At 63.0% G+C, this 17247-nt stretch carries 16 protein-coding genes and 2 riboswitches; of the genes, 8 read left to right on the plus strand and 8 right to left on the minus strand.

From position 1 onward, the window contains the following. Positions 1 to 29 precede the first annotated feature (29 nt). From ACT531_RS18080 to ACT531_RS18115, 8 genes are all read right to left on the minus strand, one after another. Positions 30 to 1100: a MerR family transcriptional regulator gene (locus tag ACT531_RS18080; RefSeq protein ID WP_476018316.1), complete on the minus strand. Its 1071-nt coding sequence runs from the start codon at positions 1098 to 1100 to the stop codon at positions 30 to 32. A 4-nt stretch (positions 1101 to 1104) separates the two neighbouring features. Continuing rightward, positions 1105 to 1512, minus strand: a complete 408-nt coding sequence (locus ACT531_RS18085) for an FKBP-type peptidyl-prolyl cis-trans isomerase (protein ID WP_476018317.1) — start codon at positions 1510 to 1512, stop codon at positions 1105 to 1107. Positions 1513 to 1679: 167 nt separating this feature from the next. Continuing rightward, the gene (gene gcvP / locus ACT531_RS18090; protein ID WP_476018318.1) at positions 1680 to 4568 is read right to left on the minus strand and encodes an aminomethyl-transferring glycine dehydrogenase; all 2889 of its coding nucleotides are present in this window, start codon (positions 4566 to 4568) and stop codon (positions 1680 to 1682) included. A gap of 114 nt (positions 4569 to 4682) precedes the next feature. Then, positions 4683 to 5057 (minus strand): glycine cleavage system protein GcvH, encoded by a 375-nt coding sequence (gene gcvH, locus ACT531_RS18095; protein ID WP_108625643.1) that lies wholly within the window; start codon positions 5055 to 5057, stop codon positions 4683 to 4685. 80 nt (positions 5058 to 5137) lie between these two features. Beyond that, positions 5138 to 6280: a glycine cleavage system aminomethyltransferase GcvT gene (gcvT, locus tag ACT531_RS18100; protein WP_476018319.1), complete on the minus strand. Its 1143-nt coding sequence runs from the start codon at positions 6278 to 6280 to the stop codon at positions 5138 to 5140. Positions 6281 to 6328: 48 nt separating this feature from the next. Further along, positions 6329 to 6460: riboswitch (glycine riboswitch) on the minus strand. Between the two features lie 13 nt (positions 6461 to 6473). Then, positions 6474 to 6579: riboswitch (glycine riboswitch) on the minus strand. Between the two features lie 5 nt (positions 6580 to 6584). Beyond that, positions 6585 to 7862, minus strand: a complete 1278-nt coding sequence (locus ACT531_RS18105) for a TRAP transporter large permease (RefSeq protein WP_110958865.1) — start codon at positions 7860 to 7862, stop codon at positions 6585 to 6587. A gap of 85 nt (positions 7863 to 7947) precedes the next feature. Continuing rightward, the gene (locus ACT531_RS18110; RefSeq protein ID WP_060986835.1) at positions 7948 to 8442 is read right to left on the minus strand and encodes a TRAP transporter small permease; all 495 of its coding nucleotides are present in this window, start codon (positions 8440 to 8442) and stop codon (positions 7948 to 7950) included. A 125-nt stretch (positions 8443 to 8567) separates the two neighbouring features. After that, positions 8568 to 9539 carry a TRAP transporter substrate-binding protein gene (locus ACT531_RS18115; protein ID WP_060986836.1) on the minus strand — a complete coding sequence of 324 codons (972 nt, stop codon included), beginning with the start codon at positions 9537 to 9539 and terminating at the stop codon, positions 8568 to 8570. A 454-nt stretch (positions 9540 to 9993) separates the two neighbouring features. Here ACT531_RS18115 and ACT531_RS18120 point away from each other — a divergent pair, with 454 nt between their 5' ends. The 8 genes from ACT531_RS18120 (at position 9994) to ACT531_RS18155 (ending at position 17237) form a co-directional block, all read left to right on the plus strand. After that, on the plus strand, positions 9994 to 10452 hold the full coding sequence (locus ACT531_RS18120) for an Lrp/AsnC family transcriptional regulator (RefSeq protein WP_056067700.1): 459 nt from the start codon (positions 9994 to 9996) through the stop codon (positions 10450 to 10452). A 253-nt stretch (positions 10453 to 10705) separates the two neighbouring features. Beyond that, complete coding sequence (locus ACT531_RS18125; RefSeq protein WP_110958861.1) at positions 10706 to 11617, plus strand: LysR family transcriptional regulator; 912 nt, start codon at positions 10706 to 10708, stop codon at positions 11615 to 11617. 260 nt (positions 11618 to 11877) lie between these two features. Continuing rightward, a complete protein-coding gene (locus ACT531_RS18130) occupies positions 11878 to 12717 on the plus strand; it encodes a putative hydro-lyase (RefSeq protein WP_476018320.1) in 840 nt (279 codons plus the stop codon). Between the two features lie 25 nt (positions 12718 to 12742). Then, positions 12743 to 13708: a TRAP transporter substrate-binding protein gene (locus tag ACT531_RS18135; protein WP_476018321.1), complete on the plus strand. Its 966-nt coding sequence runs from the start codon at positions 12743 to 12745 to the stop codon at positions 13706 to 13708. A gap of 111 nt (positions 13709 to 13819) precedes the next feature. Next, positions 13820 to 14329, plus strand: a complete 510-nt coding sequence (locus ACT531_RS18140) for a TRAP transporter small permease (protein WP_121943069.1) — start codon at positions 13820 to 13822, stop codon at positions 14327 to 14329. Between the two features lie 21 nt (positions 14330 to 14350). Beyond that, the gene (locus tag ACT531_RS18145) at positions 14351 to 15649 is read left to right on the plus strand and encodes a TRAP transporter large permease (RefSeq protein ID WP_476018322.1); all 1299 of its coding nucleotides are present in this window, start codon (positions 14351 to 14353) and stop codon (positions 15647 to 15649) included. A gap of 42 nt (positions 15650 to 15691) precedes the next feature. Further along, positions 15692 to 16657 (plus strand): TRAP transporter substrate-binding protein, encoded by a 966-nt coding sequence (locus ACT531_RS18150; RefSeq protein WP_395454946.1) that lies wholly within the window; start codon positions 15692 to 15694, stop codon positions 16655 to 16657. A 31-nt stretch (positions 16658 to 16688) separates the two neighbouring features. Next, positions 16689 to 17237: a hypothetical protein gene (locus ACT531_RS18155; RefSeq protein WP_476018323.1), complete on the plus strand. Its 549-nt coding sequence runs from the start codon at positions 16689 to 16691 to the stop codon at positions 17235 to 17237. Positions 17238 to 17247: the final 10 nt, after the last annotated feature.

A 17247-nucleotide genomic window follows, 5' to 3' on the forward strand; every position in this document is an offset into this window, starting at 1 on the left:
GCCTCACGTTGCGTGAGGGTCAAGCACTTTCAGTGGCTTTTTGGCGACGGTGTGGCCGCCTCAGGGGCGGCAGCTGCAGCGGTCCAAGTAGGCGTTGGCATCGCCTGTGCCAGCGCTGCCTGCAGGTAGGCACGCACAGGCGCGCTCAGCGGCGAGCCAGCCTGCAACAGCGGCTCGTTGGCCGACGCCGTGAGCAGCTTGTGGCGCAATTGCGCATCGTTGCGGGTCAGCTGGTTGAACAGCGCGTGCCAGCGCAGGGCCGCAGCCGCTGCATCGGCATGGTGGGTGGGTATCTGGCGGTCGAGCAACTGTTGCACATCGCGTTCCAGCGCCGACCAGACGGTGTGCGGCACATGGCCCAGCGTACGCAGGTCGTCGCGGGTCAGGTATTTCATCAGCAATGCCAGGCGCAGCTCGATGGCGGCCTCCACATAGGCAATCATGTCACCGGGCGGCGCATGGTTGCGTCCCTGGGCACTGGGCTCGGTGCGGAACATGTGGCCCCAGCGCTCCAGCAGATCGAGGTCGCCCCCCATCCAGTGCAGCATCAGTGCCATCCACCGGTAAGCCAATGCCTGCACTTCGGGCGAATCGGGTGGCAGCTGGCGGTCCATGGCGCTGCGCACCAGGTCTTTCACAACGAGCCAGTCGGTCTCGATCAGGCTCCAGTTGGTGAAGATCTGCTTGAGTTCTGTGGTGCTGAAGTACTTGCCATAGGTCGTCATCAGCGCCAGCGCCTCGAGCCAGTTGCCCATGTCAGGCTCGGCACCCGCCATGAGACCATCGCGCAGCATGGTCAGGCGCCCGCGCAGCTCTGTGGCCTGGGTGATCTGCTGGTCCAGCGCGCGGATCTGCTGGCCAATGATGCGCTCGGGCGCTACCCCGTCGCCCGCCAGCAGCTCGGCAATATCGCTGAGCGCCAGGCCCATCTGGCGCATGGTCTGGATGCCATGCAGCCGCTGCACGTCGGCCTGGCTGTACAGGCGGTACCCCGCGTCCGACCGGCCCGAGGGCTTGAGCAGACCGACCTCGTCATAGTGGTGCAGCGTGCGCACTGTAAGGCCGGTGCGCCGCGCGAGGTCGCCGACCTTCAGCAGCATGGGATCAGCGGCCGACGGACATCAGCTCGACCTCAAAGTTGAGTGTGGTGTTGGGCGGAATCAAGCCACCTGCGCCCCTTGAGCCGTAGGCGATGGACGGCGGGCAGGTCAGCTTGGCCTTGCCACCGGGCTTCATGAGCTGCAGGCCTTCTGTCCAGCAAGGGATCACGCCATTGAGCGGGAACGTCGTAGGTTCTCCCCGCTTGTAGGAGCTGTCGAACTCCTTGCCGTCGAGGAACGTGCCCTTGTAATGCACCTTGACCGTGTCGGTGGCCTTGGGCGATTCGCCCGCGCCGTCTTTGAGCGATTCATAAATCAAGCCGCTGGCCGTGGTCACGGGCTTGGAGGTCTGGGCCATGGCGGTGGGGGCCATCACGACGGTGGCGAGCAAGAGGCACAAGAGGTTTCGCAAAGGGGGCTCCTGAAAGAGTGAATCACAACGCAGCCCGTGATCTTATGCGCTTTCGTGCCGCGGCCTGCGGGAGCGGCACCACGAAAAAAGCCCTGGCACGCGAGCGCCAGGGCTTGGAAGGCCAAGAGCCACGGCAGCGGATGCGCCACCGGGGTCGCTATGGCAGGTCAGGCGTAGTCGCTCACCGGGATGCAGCTGCAGCTCAGGTTGCGGTCGCCCCACACGTTGTCCACGCGGCCCACGGGCGACCAGTATTTGTTGCTGCGCAGGGCGGCCACGGGGTAGGCGGCCGCTTCGCGGGTGTAGGGGCGGTTCCACTCGCCGCTCAGCAGGCTTTCTGCGGTGTGCGGGGCGTTCTTGAGCGGGTTGTTGTCCTGCGGCAGCTTGCCTGTTTCGATCTGGCGGATCTCGTCGCGGATGGCGATCATCGCGTCGATGAAGCGGTCCAGCTCAAACAGGGTTTCGCTCTCGGTGGGCTCCACCATCAACGTGTTGGGCACCGGGAAGCTCAGCGTGGGCGCGTGGAAGCCGTAGTCGATCAGGCGCTTGGCCACGTCTTCGGCCATCACGCCGCTGGTGTCCTTGAGCTGGCGCAGGTCCAGGATGCACTCGTGGGCCACATGGCCGTTTTCGCTCGCGTACAGCGTGGGGTAGTGGTCTTTGAGGCGTGCGCTGATGTAGTTGGCACTCAGGATGGCGGTCTCGGTGGCGGCTTGCAGGCCTTCGGCACCCATCATGCGGATGTACATCCAGCTGATGGGCAGCACGGCGGCGTTGCCCAGCGGGGCAGCGCTGACGGCACCCACGCCGCCTGCCACGCCCGCTGTGGCATGGCCGGGCAGGAAGGGCACCAGGTCTTCCACCACGCAGACGGGGCCGACGCCGGGGCCGCCACCGCCGTGGGGGATGCAGAAGGTCTTGTGCAGGTTCAGGTGGCTCACGTCGCCGCCAAACTCGCCGGGTGCTGCCACACCCACCAACGCGTTCATGTTGGCGCCGTCCACATACACGCGGCCGCCATGGCTGTGCACCAGGGCGCAGAGTTCCTTTACGCTGGTTTCAAACACGCCGTGCGTGCTGGGGTAGGTGATCATCACGGCGGCCAGGTTGGCGCTGTGTTGTTCGCACTTGGCTTTCAGGTCCACCAGGTCCACGTTGCCATTGGCATCGCAGGCCGTCACTACCACCTGCATGCCCACCATCTGGGCGCTGGCGGGGTTGGTGCCGTGTGCACTGCTGGGGATCAGGCAGATGTTGCGGTGGCCTTCGCCACGCGACTCGTGGTAGCCCTTGATGGCCAGCAGGCCAGCGTATTCGCCCTGCGAGCCTGCGTTGGGCTGCAGGCTGATGCCCGCGTAACCCGTGGCTTGGCACAGCCAGGCGCGCAGCTGCTCGTCCAGCTCCTTGTAGCCCACCAGTTGGTCAGCGGGGGCGAACGGGTGCACGTTGGCGAACTCGGGCCAGGTGATGGGGATCATCTCGCTGGTGGCATTGAGCTTCATGGTGCAAGAGCCCAGCGGGATCATGCTGCGGTCCAGCGCCAGGTCCTTGTCGGACAGCTGGCGGATGTAGCGCAACATGCCCGTTTCGGAATGGTGGGTGTTGAACACCGGGTGCGTGAGGTAGCTGCTCGCGCGGCGCAGCTCGGTGGGGATCAGCGGCTCCACGCCTTTTTCAAACGCATCGAAGGTGGGCAGCGCCTGGCCGTCCTCGGCGAAGATCTTCCACAGCAGCTCGATGTCGGCGCGCGTGGTGGTCTCGTCCAGCGAGATGCACAGGTACTCTTCAAAGTAAATTCGCAGGTTGGCGCCCATCTGCACTGCGCGAGCAGCTATGGATTTGGTAGCGGCACCGGTGTGCAGACTCAGCGTGTCGAAGGTCGCCTGCTCACGCACTGGGGCGCCCAGCTGCTTCAGGCCCTGGGCCAGGATGGCGGTATAGGCAGCCACGCGCTGTGCAATGCGCTTGAGGCCTTCGGGGCCGTGGTACACGGCGTACATGCTGGCGATCACGGCGGGCAGTACCTGGGCCGTGCAGATGTTGGAGGTGGCCTTTTCGCGGCGGATGTGCTGTTCGCGGGTTTGCAGCGCCAGGCGGTAGGCGGGCTTGCCATGCACGTCCACGCTTACGCCTACCAGGCGGCCCGGCATGGAGCGCTTGAATTCATCGCGGCATGCCATGTAGGCAGCGTGGGGGCCCCCTGCGCCCATGGGCATGCCAAAACGCTGGGTGGTGCCCACCACAATGTCGGCACCTTGTTCGCCGGGTGGCGTGATGAGGGTGAGCGCCAGCAGGTCGGCGGCCACGATGAAGGCGGCTTGCTTGGCGTGGGCCTTTTCCACGTCGGCACGCAGGTCGTCAATGCGGCCGCTGGTGGCGGGGTACTGGGCCAGCACGGCAAAGTAGTCTCGGTCCAGCAGGGTGCTCCATTCTTCGGCCGAATTGGCCAGGCGCACTTCCAGGCCCAGGGGCTTGGCGCGGGTCTGGATGACCTCGATGGTCTGTGGGTGGGCATCGCCCGCCACCACAAACACGTTGCTCTTGCTCTTGACCGAACGCTTGGCCAGTGTCATCGCTTCGGCGGCGGCGGTGGCTTCGTCCAGCATGGACGCGTTGGCAATCGGCATACCCGTCAGGTCGCACACCATGGTCTGGAAGTTGACCAGGGCCTCCATGCGGCCTTGCGAAATCTCAGCCTGGTAGGGCGTGTAGGCGGTGTACCAGGCGGGGTTCTCCAGGATGTTGCGCAGGATGACGCCGGGCGTGTGCGTGCCGTAGTAGCCCTGGCCGATGAAGCTCTTGAGCAGCTGGTTCTTGCCCGCGATGGCCTTGAGTTCTGCCAGTGCCGCCGCTTCGGTGAGCGGCGCGGGCAGGTCCATGCCCCGGCTGCGTGCGATAGAGCGCGGCACGATGGATTCGATGAGCGCACGGCGTGAGGCCTCGCCGATCACCGACAGCATGTGCGCTTCGTCGGCCGCGTCGATGCCGATGTGGCGGGGCAGGAATTCGGTGGCGTTTTCAAGCGCGCCAAGGGGGGTGGCGGATTGCATCAGCATGGGGCAGTCTCGTAGGTCGCAGCGGGTTGGGGGCGGTGCCGGGAATAGAGCGCGCACGCGACAGGGCGGCGGGCCGGGCATGGCCCGGCGCCATGCCCTCTGAGTCAGCAGGGATCAGGCGTTCTTGGCGAACTCGGTGTAGGTAGCTTCGTCCAGCAGGGCGTCGAGTTGGCTCGCGTCGGCCAGCTTGACCTTGAAGAACCAGCCAGCGCCCAGCGGGTCGCTGTTGGCAAGGGATGGGTCGGCACGCAGGGCTTCGTTCACTTCGACCACTTCGCCAGAGACGGGCATGTACACATCGGCGGCGGCCTTCACGGACTCGACCACACCTGCCACTTCGCCCTGGGCAAAGCTCTTGCCCACTTCGGGCAGGTCTACAAACACCACGTCGCCCAGAGCGTCCTGCGCGTGGACGGTGATGCCCACCACCGAAGCGTTAGCGTCAGCGGCATTGATCCACTCGTGGTCTTTGGAGAATTTGATCGTCATGGGAAGCTCCTCAAGCAAAGGAAAAAAGTAAAGGAATCTGCAATGTAAGCGGCCGAAGCTTTTGCGCTTCGCTGATGAAATCAACCGCGGTAGTAATTGGCCGGCACAAACGGCATGGCGCGCACTTCCATGGGCACCACCTTGCCGCGCACGATGGCGTTGACGCGGGTGCCGATGGCGACAAAAGCTGGCGTGACGTAGCCCATGGCCACAGGTTCGTTCACCGTGGGGCCCAGCAGGCCACTGGTGACTTCGCCGATCTTTTGGCCGTCCGTGCTCTGTAGTTCGGTGTGCTCGCGCACCGGCACACGTTCCAGCGCGACCAGGCCCACACGCTTGCGGGGCAGGCTGGAAGGGTTGTCGATCTGTGCAAGCACCTTGTCGGCACCTGCGAAGCCGCCTGCACGCGCGCCACCGGTGCGGCGCACCTTCTGGATGGCCCAGTTCAGCGCGGCTTCGGGGGGCGTGGTGGTGGTGTCGATGTCGTTGCCATACAGGCACAGGCCTGCTTCGAGGCGCAGCGAGTTGCGCGCGCCCAGGCCGATGGGCTTGACTTCAGGCTGGGCCAGCAGGGCGCGGGCCAAGGTGTCGGCCTGCGCGGCGGGTAGGGAGATTTCAAAGCCGTCTTCGCCGGTGTAGCCGCTGCGGGTCACAAAGCAGTCGCAGCCTGCAATGCTGAACGCGCCACCGGTCATGAACACCAGCTTTTCGACGCCGGGCGCGAGGCGGGCGAGGGCGGTGGCGGCCTGTGGGCCCTGCAGCGCGAGCAGGGCGTGGTCGGGCATGGGCACCACCTTGCAACGCTGGCCGATGCGGGCCTGGATATGGGCAATGTCGCCCACCTTGCAGGCCCCGTTGACGATGACAAACAGGGTGGGCTCGCCATCCACGACGCCCTGGTTGAAGAACATCAGATCGTCAATGATCGTGCCTTCGTCTGTCAGCAGCAGACCGTAGCGCTGCTTGCCCACGGGCAGGTCGATCACATCCACGGGCATCAGGGTTTCAAACGCTGCGGCAGCATCGGCGCCGATGAGCTTGAGCTGGCCCATGTGTGACACGTCAAACAGGCCGGCGGCGGTGCGGGTGTGCACATGCTCGGCCATCAGGCCAGCGGGGTATTGCACGGGCATGGAATAGCCTGCAAAAGGCACCATGCGAGCGCCCAACTCGATGTGCAGGGCGTTCAGGGGCGTGGTGAGCAGGGGGGCGGTGGCTGACATGGCGGACTCCGGGGCAAATGGGGGCCGCGACCACGGCGTGGTCACGGGATTTGCCCTGCTGTCCGCTTTACCTGAGAGATTCACCGCAGCGCCCTGGCTGGCCGTGCGGTTTGCTCCTTCGGTGGATGGCCTGCACACAGTTTCTTTTCTGTGGGGCCACCTCTCTCCAGCAAGGGAACGCCCGCATCGCTGCGGGCGGTTGCCAGTCCTTTTGCCTGAGCGTTCGGCTGCTGCCTGCGCCTTCGGCGGTGCTGCGCGTCTTATGGACAAGACGGAGCACTCTCTCCTGACCGGGCGATTCTAACTACTTTGCGTAGACCAGATCCCGAAGTGCCAACGAGATCGATGGCACATAGGTGATGATCATCAGGCACACCAGAATCACGCCGACAAACGGAAGCAGGTGCTTGATGATCCGGTCGAGCGATATTCTGGCCACCGTGCAGGCAGCAAACAGGTTCACTCCGAACGGGGGCGTGATCATGCCCAGGGCCAGGTTCACCACCATGATGAGGCCGAAGTGCACAGGGTCGATACCGAAGTGCATGGCCACAGGCGCGAGGATGGGGGCCAGCACGATGATCGCCGCACTGGTCTCGATGAACATGCCGATCACGAACAGCGCCGCGTTCACGCCCAGCAGGAAGAGGGCCGGGGACTGCAGCACCGCCTCCAGCCAGCGGCCGATGGCATCGGGCACGCCAGCGCGGGTGATAAGGAACGCAAACAGCCCTGCGTTGGCAATGATGAACATGATCACCGCCGACGAGATGGCCGACTTGCGCAGGATGGCGAACAGGTCCTTGAGCTTGATCTCGCGGTAGATGACGATGCCCACCACCAACGCGTAGAACACGGCCACGGCCGATGCCTCGGTGGGGGTGAACACACCGCCATAGATGCCGCCCAGGATGATGACGGGCATCAGCAGCGCCCAGCCCGCCTGCAGCGTAGCCTTGCCAAAGGGCATGCGGCCATCGCCATCGTTTTTGCCCCAGCCCTTGTACTTGCAGTACGCCCATACGAAGAGCATCAGTGCACCGCTGATCAGCAGGCCCGGGCCAAAGCCAGCGATGAACAGCTCACCAATCGACACCTCGGCGCTCACGCCGTAAAGGATCATCGGGATGGAGGGAGGGATGATCACGCCCAGCTCGGCACTGGTGGCCTGCAGCGCGGCGGCGTAGCTGGTGGGGTAGCCATGCTTGATGAGCGCCGGGATCAGGATGGCGCCAATTGCAAACGTGGTGGCGACCGACGAGCCCGACACGGCCGCAAAGATCATGCAGGTCAGCACGCAGGTCATGGGCAGGCCGCCCTGCACGCCGCCGACGATGCTCTTGGCAAACTCCACCAGACGGCGCGAGATGCCTCCGGTCTCCATCAGGTTGCCCGCAAGGATGAAGAAGGGGATGGCTGCGAGCGGAAACTTGTTGATGGCCCCGAACATCTCCTTGACGGAGATGAGCATGTTCGCGTTGGAGGCCTGGATGCCCAGGATGGACGCCAAACCGATGGACACGGCCACCGAGACGGTGAGTGCAAAGCACAGCACCATCGTTGAAATCATGACCAAGCTCATAGTTGGACCCCCACGCTCGGCATTGCATGTCCTCGCTGCCCCCCAAGGGGGCCGTTCACTGGCTTGAGGCGGCTCGGCGCGGCGTTCATTGAGCAGTCTCCAGTTCCATACGCAGGGGATCAATGAGGTTGCCAATGATGCCGACGATGCAAAAAAGCCCCCCCACCGGCATGGCGAGGTAGGCCCAGAACATGGACACGGACTCCAGCCCGGCCATGCTCTGCACCCCACCGCGCTGCGCATAGTCCCAGCCGTACCAGATGATGATGCCGATGAGGGCCAGGGCCGCCAGTGCGACCACCCAGTCCAGCACCCGTTTGATGCGTGGCGGGCTCCAGCGGTACAGCACGTCCACGCTCACCATCGCGCCCTGGCGAAACGCGGCCGGGATGGCCAGGAACACCATCCAGATCAGGCTGAAGCGGATGAGCACTTCGGTCCATTCGGCGGGCTGCTCCAGCACAAAGCGCGTCACGATCTGGAACATGCCCAGGGCCGAGGCCAGGGTCAACATGGCGCAAGCGCCGAGCATGGCGATGAAGGTGGTCCATCGCTCAAAGGTAAGAAAAGCGTTTTTCATGGGGCGATGCCGACCATGGGCAGGTAGGAGGTGATCAGAACCAGCGATGGCTCAAGAATAAAAACGCCCGATAGCGCAATGGCTACGGGCGTTATTAGCTACAAAGGTAATAGCAAAGACCCAAATTACTTGACGTCGCGGATCTTGTCGATGGCAGCCTTGCCGAACTGCTTTTCAAACTCGGCGTTCACAGGGGCCAGAGCCGCCACAAACTTGGCCTTGTCCACATTGTCGATCACGGTCATGCCCTTGGCGCGCAGGTCAGCCACGCCCTTGGCGTCGTCTTCGTCCACACGTGCACGGTTGGCCTTGGTGCCTTCCTTGGCTGCGTCAATGAAGGCCTGCTTGTCGGCTGCCGAAAGCTTGTCGAAAGCTGCCTTGTTCATCACGAAGATGCAGGGCGAATACACATGGCCGGTGAGGGTGAGGTGTTTTTGCACCTGGTCGAACTTGGCCGAGATGATGACCGACAGCGGGTTCTCCTGGCCGTCCACGGTGCCTTGTTGCAGCGCCGTGAACACTTCAGGGAAGGCCATGGGCGTGGTGATGATGCCAAAGCCCTTATAGGCGGCGATGTGCACGGGGTTTTCCATCGTGCGCATCTTCAGGCCCTTCAGGTCACCGGGCTCCTTCACGTCGCGCTTGCTGTTGGTCATGTGGCGGAAGCCGTTCTCGGCCCAGGCCAGTGCCTTGAAGCCCTTGGCGTCGAATTTGGACAGCAGGTCCTGGCCGATAGGACCGTCCAGCACTGCGCGTGCATGGGCCTTGTCGCGGAACAGGAAGGGGACATCCAGGATCTTGGTCTCGGGCACAAAGTTGGGCACAGGGCCTGTGGAGCTGAAGGCCAGCTCCTGGGTGCCCAGTTGCACGGCTTCAATCGATTCGCGCTCGCCTCCCAAGGCGCCGTTGTAGAACGTCTGGATCTTGTAGCGGCCCCCCGTGCGTTTTTCGACCTCTTTGGCAAACGTGTCGATGGCTACACCCTGGTGGGAGTTCTGGGCCGTCGAGATGCTGATGCGCATGGTGGTCTGCGCAGCAGCGGTGGCCACAAAGCCGAGCGCGAGGCTCAGTCCAACGACGAGTTTGGTCAATTGCATGGTGTCTCCTGTTGATGTTGGGGCAGGGGATGGGGCACTTGGGCTCCTGGCAGAGCCGCCCCTGGCCTCCGTCAAATTATGGCGGTGCAGCATGGCCGCAGGCATCCGGGTTTGTGCTGGTAAGCGTGCTTATCAACTGGTTCGCCCGGCGTTTGCAGTTGCATTGGCGACACCTCCTTGGAGCGGAGCGGTTGAGGCCTGTACGTAGTCCGCACTCCACCAACGGATGCAAGCGGCTATTCACTATTCAGTGTGTGGAGGCATCTGGAATGCCAAGGGCCCCGTGCTGGCGGTAACCAGCCGGGGCCTTGTCAATTTGTGCGCTCCGGTAAGAGCGCCTTGATGGAAGAAGTATGCGCCGGGTGCTGCAGATGAATTTGCTGAATTTGGCGCATTCTGTTGAATGTGCAGAATAATTTTCTGCATCTGAATGATTTACTGAATAATCAGGCCGATGGATCGACTGGATAGAAAAATTCTCGCTGTCTTGCAGGCCAACGCTCGCGCCAGCCTGCAAGAAATAGGGCAGGCCGTGGGCCTGAGCCCGTCACCCTGCTGGGGGCGCATCAAAAAGATGGAAGAGGCGGGTGTCATCCAGGGCTACACGGTGCGCATCAATCCTCAGTCCCTTGACCTGGCCGACACGGTGCTGGTGCAGGTCACGCTCGACAGCCATTCGGACAACACGCTCGAAAAGTTTGGCGAGACACTGGCCAGCATTCCTGAAGTGATCGAGGCGCACCTGGTCTCCGGTGACTACGACTACCTGCTGCGCATCGTCGTCAAGGACACCCGCGATTACGAGCGCCTGCTGCGCGAGAAGCTCTACAAGATCAAAGGCATACGGCACAGCCGCTCCAGCTTTGTGCTGCGGACCTTGAAGAAGGCAGACCTGCCCTTGTTCACCGGGTAGGCCGTTCATGTGGCGTGGCAAGACGCCGGAGATTTCTTGCAGATAACTGGCAATGCACTTTTGGCCAGCGCCCCAACTGCGAGCAGTTCTGCGTTGTGACCTTGAAATGCGACGGCACAATCGCTTTTACAGCGCGGTGTCTGCCGGAAAAAGGCGGCTGGATTTCCACACCGCGCACCATCGCAGTGCGCCCGTCTGGGCAGTGCGCAGAGCTGTTTGAGTAAAAGCACACCCAGCCCTTCCGAAGAACACCATGAACCTGCGTTTTGTCGAAGCCTTCTACTGGGTGGCCTCTCTCAAGAGCGTGACACGCGCTGCCGAGAAGCTGTTTCTGACCCAATCCGCCATGTCCAGCCGCATCTCCGCGCTCGAAGAAGAGCTGGGCGTGCTATTGCTGGACCGGCGCGACAAGCATTTCAAACTCACGGTGGCCGGTGCCCGGTTCCTGGTGTATGCCAAGCGCATGCTAGAGCTGCAGCGCCAGCTCAAATCCGAGATGGGATCGGGCGGACCGTTGGAGGTGTCGATCCGCCTGGGGGCCATCGAATCGGTCTTGCACTCATGGCTCATTCCGTGGGTGGAACAGCTGCGCAAGGACAACCCGTTGCTGGAGTTGGAGCTGACGGTGGAGACCACCCCGGTGTTGCTCGACCAGATCCGCCGCGGCACGCTGGATGCCGTGTTCGCGGCCCTGCCGGCGGCGGCGGATGGCATCCGTAGCCAGGCGGTGACGCCCATGGAGATGGTGTTTGTGGGCAACAGCAAAACGCACCGCAAGCGCCGCTATGCGCTGGAAGATTTTGCAGGCGCTGACATCCTGACTTTCCAGCGTGGCTCGCAGCCGCACGTGTCCCTGCTCGACACGCTGCGCCAGGCCCAGGTAGAGCCGCGTTGCGTGCACACCATCTCGTCGATTTCTGCCATGGTGCAGTTGGTGCAGGGCGGCTTTGGCGTCGCCACGCTGCCGCGTCTGGCGGTGCAGCGCCTGCTGGCGTTCCCCGACTTGCGAGCCCTGGCGTGTGACACGGCATTGCGGCCGCTGCCCATCCACGTGAGCTACCGCGAAGACCCTTCATCGCCCGCCATGGAGGCCGTGGTGCGTTCGGCGCTGGACTTCATCGAGCAGCAACAGCCCGCGCCAGCCCGCCGCCCTCGCAAGGGCTGAGCCTTCCGCCAAAACATCTCGACGCACCCTGCCGGGTGCGCTCCGCATACGCCTTTTTCTCCGGCATTCCAATGGTCCGGCGGTGTCAGGGTTTACCCGCAAATTTTCCCTCAGGGTTTTCCCTTGGCACCAAGATGGTTCGCATCTCCCCAATGAAGTGCATGGAAAAAATCGATGACGTGATAGAAAATTTTTGAATTTGCCAGGGTCGTTCACACCCCAACACAATCTGCCCAACGTCATGCAATTGACATTTCTCAATGCAAGGAAAAACGGTGGACTTCGTTCAAGAAAATTCGCTCGCGGTGTTTGGTCCTGAAGGTGCCAGCAACCCGATCCATGTCCGTGACACGATCCGCAAGGGCCTGTGGACATCGCACACCAGTGGCCTTGCAGATGGCCATGTTCAGGGCAACGTCGTCATCCTGCCCGAGGTGCTTGCCAGTGACTTCCTGCGGTTCTGTCAACGCAACCCCAAGCCTTGCCCTGTGCTGGCGGTCAGCGAGCCCGGACAGTTCACCTTGCCTTCACTGGGCAAGGGCATCGACATTCGCAGCGATGTGCCGCTCTATCGCATCTGGCGTCACGGTGAAATGTCGGAAGAGGTGGCGGACATCGCCAGCCTCTGGCGCTCTGACTTGGTCACCTTCGTTCTCGGTTGCTCGTTCTCGTTCGAGTCCGCATTGATCGAGGCAGGCATCCGCCTGCGCCACGTCGAGGAAGGCAAGAACGTAGCCATGTTCCGCACCAATGTGCAAACCGAGCCGGCGGGCCCTTTCGGTGGCCCCATGGTGGTGACCATGCGCCCCATGCCTGCAGCAGATGTGATTCGGGCCGTGCAGGTCACCTCGCGGTTTCCCAATGTGCATGGCGCGCCTGTGCATATCGGAGACCCGGCACTCATCGGCATCGCCGATCTGGCCCATCCCGACTACGGGGATGCCGTGGCGCTGATGCCCGGTGAGATCCCTGTTTTCTGGGCCTGCGGCGTGACACCGCAATCGGCCATCCTCAATGCCCAGCCGGCCTTCTGCATCACCCACGCCCCGGGTTGCATGCTGGTCACCGATCTTCTTAACCACCAACTCGCCAGCTTCTAAGCGGCTTACCCCCAGGAGTCTCCCCATGAAAAAATTTGCACTCTGCATGACGGCCGCCCTCAGCGTGTGTGCGGCCCAGGCCCAGGTCAAGTGGGACCTGCCCACCGGCTACGGTGCCAACAGCTTCCAGACGCAAAACGTGCAGCAGTTCGCCGATGAAGTGGACAAGCTCACTGGCGGCAAGCTCAAGATCACCCTGCACCCCGGTGGTTCGCTGTACAAGGCCAACGAGATCAAGCGTGCGGTGCAGACCGGGCAGGTGCCTTCGGCAGAGTTCATCCTGTCGGGCGCCACCAACGAGAACCCGTTGTTTGGGGTGGACTCCATCCCCTTCCTGGCGACCACCTACGCGGAGTCCAAACGTCTGTACCTGGCCGCCAAGCCCGCGCAAGAGAAGCTGCTCGCCGCACAGGGCGTGAAGGTGCTGTTCTCGGTGCCATGGCCCGGCCAGTCGCTGTATTCGCTCAAGCCGGTGAGCACGCCCGCAGACTTTGCGGGCACCAAGATGCGCGCCTACAACCCTGCCACCACGCGCATTGCCCAGCTGCTCAAGGCGCAGCCCGTGACGATCCAGCTGTCGGAGCTGGGCCAGGCCCTGGCGACCAACACGGTGCAGAACTTTCTGACATCGAGCGCCAGCGGCGTGGAGTCCAAGCTGTACGAACAGGTCAAGTACTTCTACCCCGTCAGCGCATGGCTGCCGCGCAATGCCACGGTGGTGAACCAGAAGGCCTTTGACGCCCTCGACAAGTCCCTGCAGGACGCCGTGCTCAAAGCCGCAGCTGCCGCCGAAGAACGCGGCTGGGCCACCAGCGAGCGTGTGGACAAGGAATTCATCAAGGAGCTGTCGGCCAAGGGCATGACGGTGGTCGAGCCCAGCGACGGCATCAAGAAGGAGCTGGCGAGCATCGGCGAATCCATGACCGCCGACTGGGTGAAGTCGGCGGGGGCCGAGGGTCAGGCCATCATCGACGCATACCGCAAGAAGTAGTCGCGTCTGAACATGTCTGAAGGCCCCCACGGGGCCGGGTAGCGCACCGCGCGCTACCCCCGCAATCTCGTTACCGATCCCCCTCTTTTTCAAGCGTTACAGGAGTACGCCATGGACAAACTCGTCCGAAATTTCTACAGGCTGCTGATGCTGCTGTCCGGCCTGTCGATGCTGGCCGCGTTCGGCGCAGTCACGCTGGGCGTTTTTGCCCGCGAAGTCATCCATCTCAATATTGACGGACTCGACGCATACGCGGGCTACGCCATTGCCGCCGCCTTGTTCTTTGCGCTGCCCAGCACGCTGCAAAACGGCGATCACATCCGTGTGACGCTCATCCTGGACAGGCTGCCCGCCCGCTGGCGCAGTGCCTTCGAGTGGTTCTGCCTGGTCAGTGCGCTGGTGTTGTCCGTGTACATCGCCTGCTATGCCGTGCGATCGGTATGGATCTCCTACGTCACCCACGACATCTCGCCGGCAGCCGACGCCTCGCCGCTGTGGATTCCTCAGATCAGCATGGCCATGGGCTGTATTGGTTTTGCGCTGGCGTTTGCCCATGCGCTGGTGCTGCGCTTCCAGGGTGTGGCGTTCATGGCTGTGTCCGAAGCAGCCCGTTCCGAATAACCCGATCCAGGAGAACTCATCATGGACGTCATCATTGCTTTGGGTCTGATCGTGGTGCTGTTCGCAGTGCTCGGATCGGGCCTGTGGATCGGCCTGTCACTGCTGGCAGTGGCCTTGGTCGGCATGGAGTTTTTTACCAACCGCCCGGTGGGCGACAGCATGATGCTGACCATCTGGGGGTCTACCTCCAGCTGGACGCTGACGGCTCTGCCGCTGTTTTTGTGGATGGGCGAGATCCTTTTCCGCAGCAAGCTGTCAAGCAGCATGTTCAAGGGCCTGGCGCCGTGGCTGGAGCGCCTACCAGGCCGCCTTTTGCATGTGAATGTGGTGGGCTGCACCATCTTTGCCGCGATCTCGGGCTCATCGGCCGCTACCTGCGCCACCATCGGCAAAATCACGCTGCCTGAACTCAAGCAGCGAGGCTACCCCGAAGATATCTCCGTGGGCACGCTGGCTGGTGCGGGCACCCTGGGTCTGTTGATTCCGCCGTCGATCATCATGATCGTCTATGGCGTGGCGGCCAACGTTTCGATCTCCAAGCTGTTCCTGGCAGGGGTGATTCCGGGGCTGATGCTGGCTGCGCTGTTTATGGGCTACATCGTCGTGTGGGCCCTGTTCAACAAAGACAAGGTGCCTGCGCCTGACGCGCGCCTCAGCTTTGTGCAAAAGCTGTATGCCTCCCGCCACCTGATTCCGGTCGTGTCGCTCATCGTCGTGGTGCTGGGCGCCATCTACAGCGGCATTGCCACCGCCACCGAAGCTGCCGCGCTGGGTGTGGCCGGGTCGTTGATTCTGGCCAAGATCGAGGGTTCGCTGAACTGGGAGCGTTTCAAGGAAGGGCTGGTCGCCGCCTGCCGCGTGTACTGCATGATCGGCCTCATCCTGGCGGGTGCCGCGTTCCTCACGCTGGCCATGGGCTTCATTGGCCTGCCACGGCACCTGGCCGAGTTCATCGGCGCGCTGCACCTGTCGCCCTTTGCGCTGATGCTGCTGCTCATCGTGTTCTTCATTGTGCTGGGCTGCTTCCTGGACGGCATCTCCATGGTGGTGCTGACCATCGCAGTGCTGCTGCCCACGGTGGAGGCTGCAGGCTTTGACCTGGTGTGGTTCGGCATCTTCATCGTGCTGGTGGTCGAGATGGCGCAGATCACGCCGCCTGTGGGCTTCAACCTCTTCGTGTTGCAGGGCATGACGCGGCACGAAGTGACCTGGATCGCACGCACGGCGCTGCCTCTGTTCGCTCTGATGATTGTGGCCGTCGTGATGACGTACTTCGTGCCCGATGTCGTGCTCTGGCTGCCACGCCAGATGCAGGGCTGACCCCCAGCACCCACGCCTGAAACGTCCGCGCAGGAGTTCCCCATGAAAACTTTGGTGTTGTTGGCCGCGCTCGCCGTGGCCCCGATGCTGCACGCCCAGACCCAGTGGAAGCTGGCCACGGGTTACCGCGCGGAGTCGTTTCATACCCGCAATCTCGTGCAGTTTGCGCAGGATGTGGAGCGTGCCTCGGCAGGCGCTCTGCGCATCGAGGTCCACGCCAACAACGCCTTGTTCAAGCTGAACGATATCCACCAGTCCGTGCAGGAGGGCAAGGCCCAGGCGGGAGAGACCATCATGACCAACCTGGTGCGGGACATCCCCATCGCCGGGGCGGATGCTGTGCCGTTCGTGGTGCGCAGTTATGCGGACGCGCGGCGCATGTGGGATGTACAGCGGCCGTTGATCGAGTCGCACATGGCCGGCAAGGGGCTCAAAGCGTTGTACGCCGTGCCCTGGCCGCCGCAGGGGCTGTTCTCGATCAACCCCGTGCGCTCGTCCGCCGACTTCAAGGGCACGCGCATGCGCACCTACAACCCCGGCACTGTGCGCATTGCCGAACTGCTGGGCGCCACGCCCGTGGATGTGCCCATGGTCGAAGTCAACCAGGCTCTGTCGGCCGGCAAGCTCGATTCCATGATCACCTCGGCCCTCACCGGGGTCGAGAACCAGGTCTGGGGACAGATCAAGCAGTACTACGGCATCAATGCCTGGTTTCCCAAGAACATCGTCTTTGTGAACCAGCAGGCTTTCGATGCATTGCCTGCACCCGCACGCCAGGCGGTCACCAAGGCTGCCGCCGAGGCGGAGGCTCGGGGTTGGGCAATGAGTGCTGCAGTGGCCGAAGAGTCGGTGGCTGAGCTGCAACGCAAGGGCATCAAGGTGGATCGTGCGCCGGCGGATTTTGATGCCGAGCTCAAGCGCCTGGGCGAACGGTTCTCGCGCGAGTGGGTGCGCTCGGTGGGCAGCGAGGCCAACCAGATCTTCATCCCGTACTACACGCAGCGCTGAACTTTCCTGCACGTCTTTCAGGAGAAGCATCATGCACACGCCCTCGGACACCATAGAGATGTACCTGCGCGCCAAGGACCTCAATCGCCCGCACCTCATCGCGCAAGCCTTTGCCGGTGGCGCACTGCTACAGATGGAAATGCGCCAGGGCGACGGGCAGGCCCCAGCATGCACCCTGGGCCGCGAGGCCATAGCCGAGACCCTGGTGCGCAACTTTGGCCGTGCTTATGAAAACGCCTACACCTTTTGCCTGACCGATCCACCGGCACCAGCCTGCGCCGACTTTCACTGCCTGTGGCTTTCTGCCATGACGGCCAAGGACAACCGCGTCGTGTGTGTGGCGGGCGGCCAGTACCACTGGCGATTTGCCCCCGGCAACCGCCTGGCGCAGGAGCTTCACATCGTGATCGACACCATGCAAACCCTGCCACCCGCGGACATCGTGCCCGTGATGACCTGGGCCGTTTCGCTGGCAGGCCCCTGGTGCCCTGTGGAGCGGGCTTTGGCCACCGCTCCTCCCATTCCTGCCGTGTGGCAGGTCATGCAAAGGCTGGCCCCCGCCCACCTTGCCGTCGCCTAGCCACACAGCC

The sequence above is a fragment of the Acidovorax sp. DMC1 genome, assembly GCF_056314325.1.

Excerpts from the sequence above, each read along its gene's own strand:
- ACT531_RS18080 (WP_476018316.1), bottom strand. The coding sequence starts at position 1,100 with ATGCTGCTGAAGGTCGGCGACCTCGCGCGGCGCACCGGCCTTACAGTG.
- gcvP (WP_476018318.1), bottom strand. The coding sequence starts at position 4,568 with ATGCTGATGCAATCCGCCACCCCCCTTGGCGCGCTTGAAAACGCCACC.
- gcvH (WP_108625643.1), bottom strand. The coding sequence starts at position 5,057 with ATGACGATCAAATTCTCCAAAGACCACGAGTGGATCAATGCCGCTGAC.
- gcvT (WP_476018319.1), bottom strand. The coding sequence starts at position 6,280 with ATGTCAGCCACCGCCCCCCTGCTCACCACGCCCCTGAACGCCCTGCAC.
- ACT531_RS18105 (WP_110958865.1), bottom strand. The coding sequence starts at position 7,862 with ATGAGCTTGGTCATGATTTCAACGATGGTGCTGTGCTTTGCACTCACC.
- ACT531_RS18110 (WP_060986835.1), bottom strand. The coding sequence starts at position 8,442 with ATGAAAAACGCTTTTCTTACCTTTGAGCGATGGACCACCTTCATCGCC.
- ACT531_RS18115 (WP_060986836.1), bottom strand. The coding sequence starts at position 9,539 with ATGCAATTGACCAAACTCGTCGTTGGACTGAGCCTCGCGCTCGGCTTT.
- ACT531_RS18120 (WP_056067700.1), top strand. The coding sequence starts at position 9,994 with ATGGATCGACTGGATAGAAAAATTCTCGCTGTCTTGCAGGCCAACGCT.
- ACT531_RS18125 (WP_110958861.1), top strand. The coding sequence starts at position 10,706 with ATGAACCTGCGTTTTGTCGAAGCCTTCTACTGGGTGGCCTCTCTCAAG.
- ACT531_RS18130 (WP_476018320.1), top strand. The coding sequence starts at position 11,878 with ATGCAAGGAAAAACGGTGGACTTCGTTCAAGAAAATTCGCTCGCGGTG.
- ACT531_RS18135 (WP_476018321.1), top strand. The coding sequence starts at position 12,743 with ATGAAAAAATTTGCACTCTGCATGACGGCCGCCCTCAGCGTGTGTGCG.
- ACT531_RS18140 (WP_121943069.1), top strand. The coding sequence starts at position 13,820 with ATGGACAAACTCGTCCGAAATTTCTACAGGCTGCTGATGCTGCTGTCC.
- ACT531_RS18145 (WP_476018322.1), top strand. The coding sequence starts at position 14,351 with ATGGACGTCATCATTGCTTTGGGTCTGATCGTGGTGCTGTTCGCAGTG.
- ACT531_RS18150 (WP_395454946.1), top strand. The coding sequence starts at position 15,692 with ATGAAAACTTTGGTGTTGTTGGCCGCGCTCGCCGTGGCCCCGATGCTG.
- ACT531_RS18155 (WP_476018323.1), top strand. The coding sequence starts at position 16,689 with ATGCACACGCCCTCGGACACCATAGAGATGTACCTGCGCGCCAAGGAC.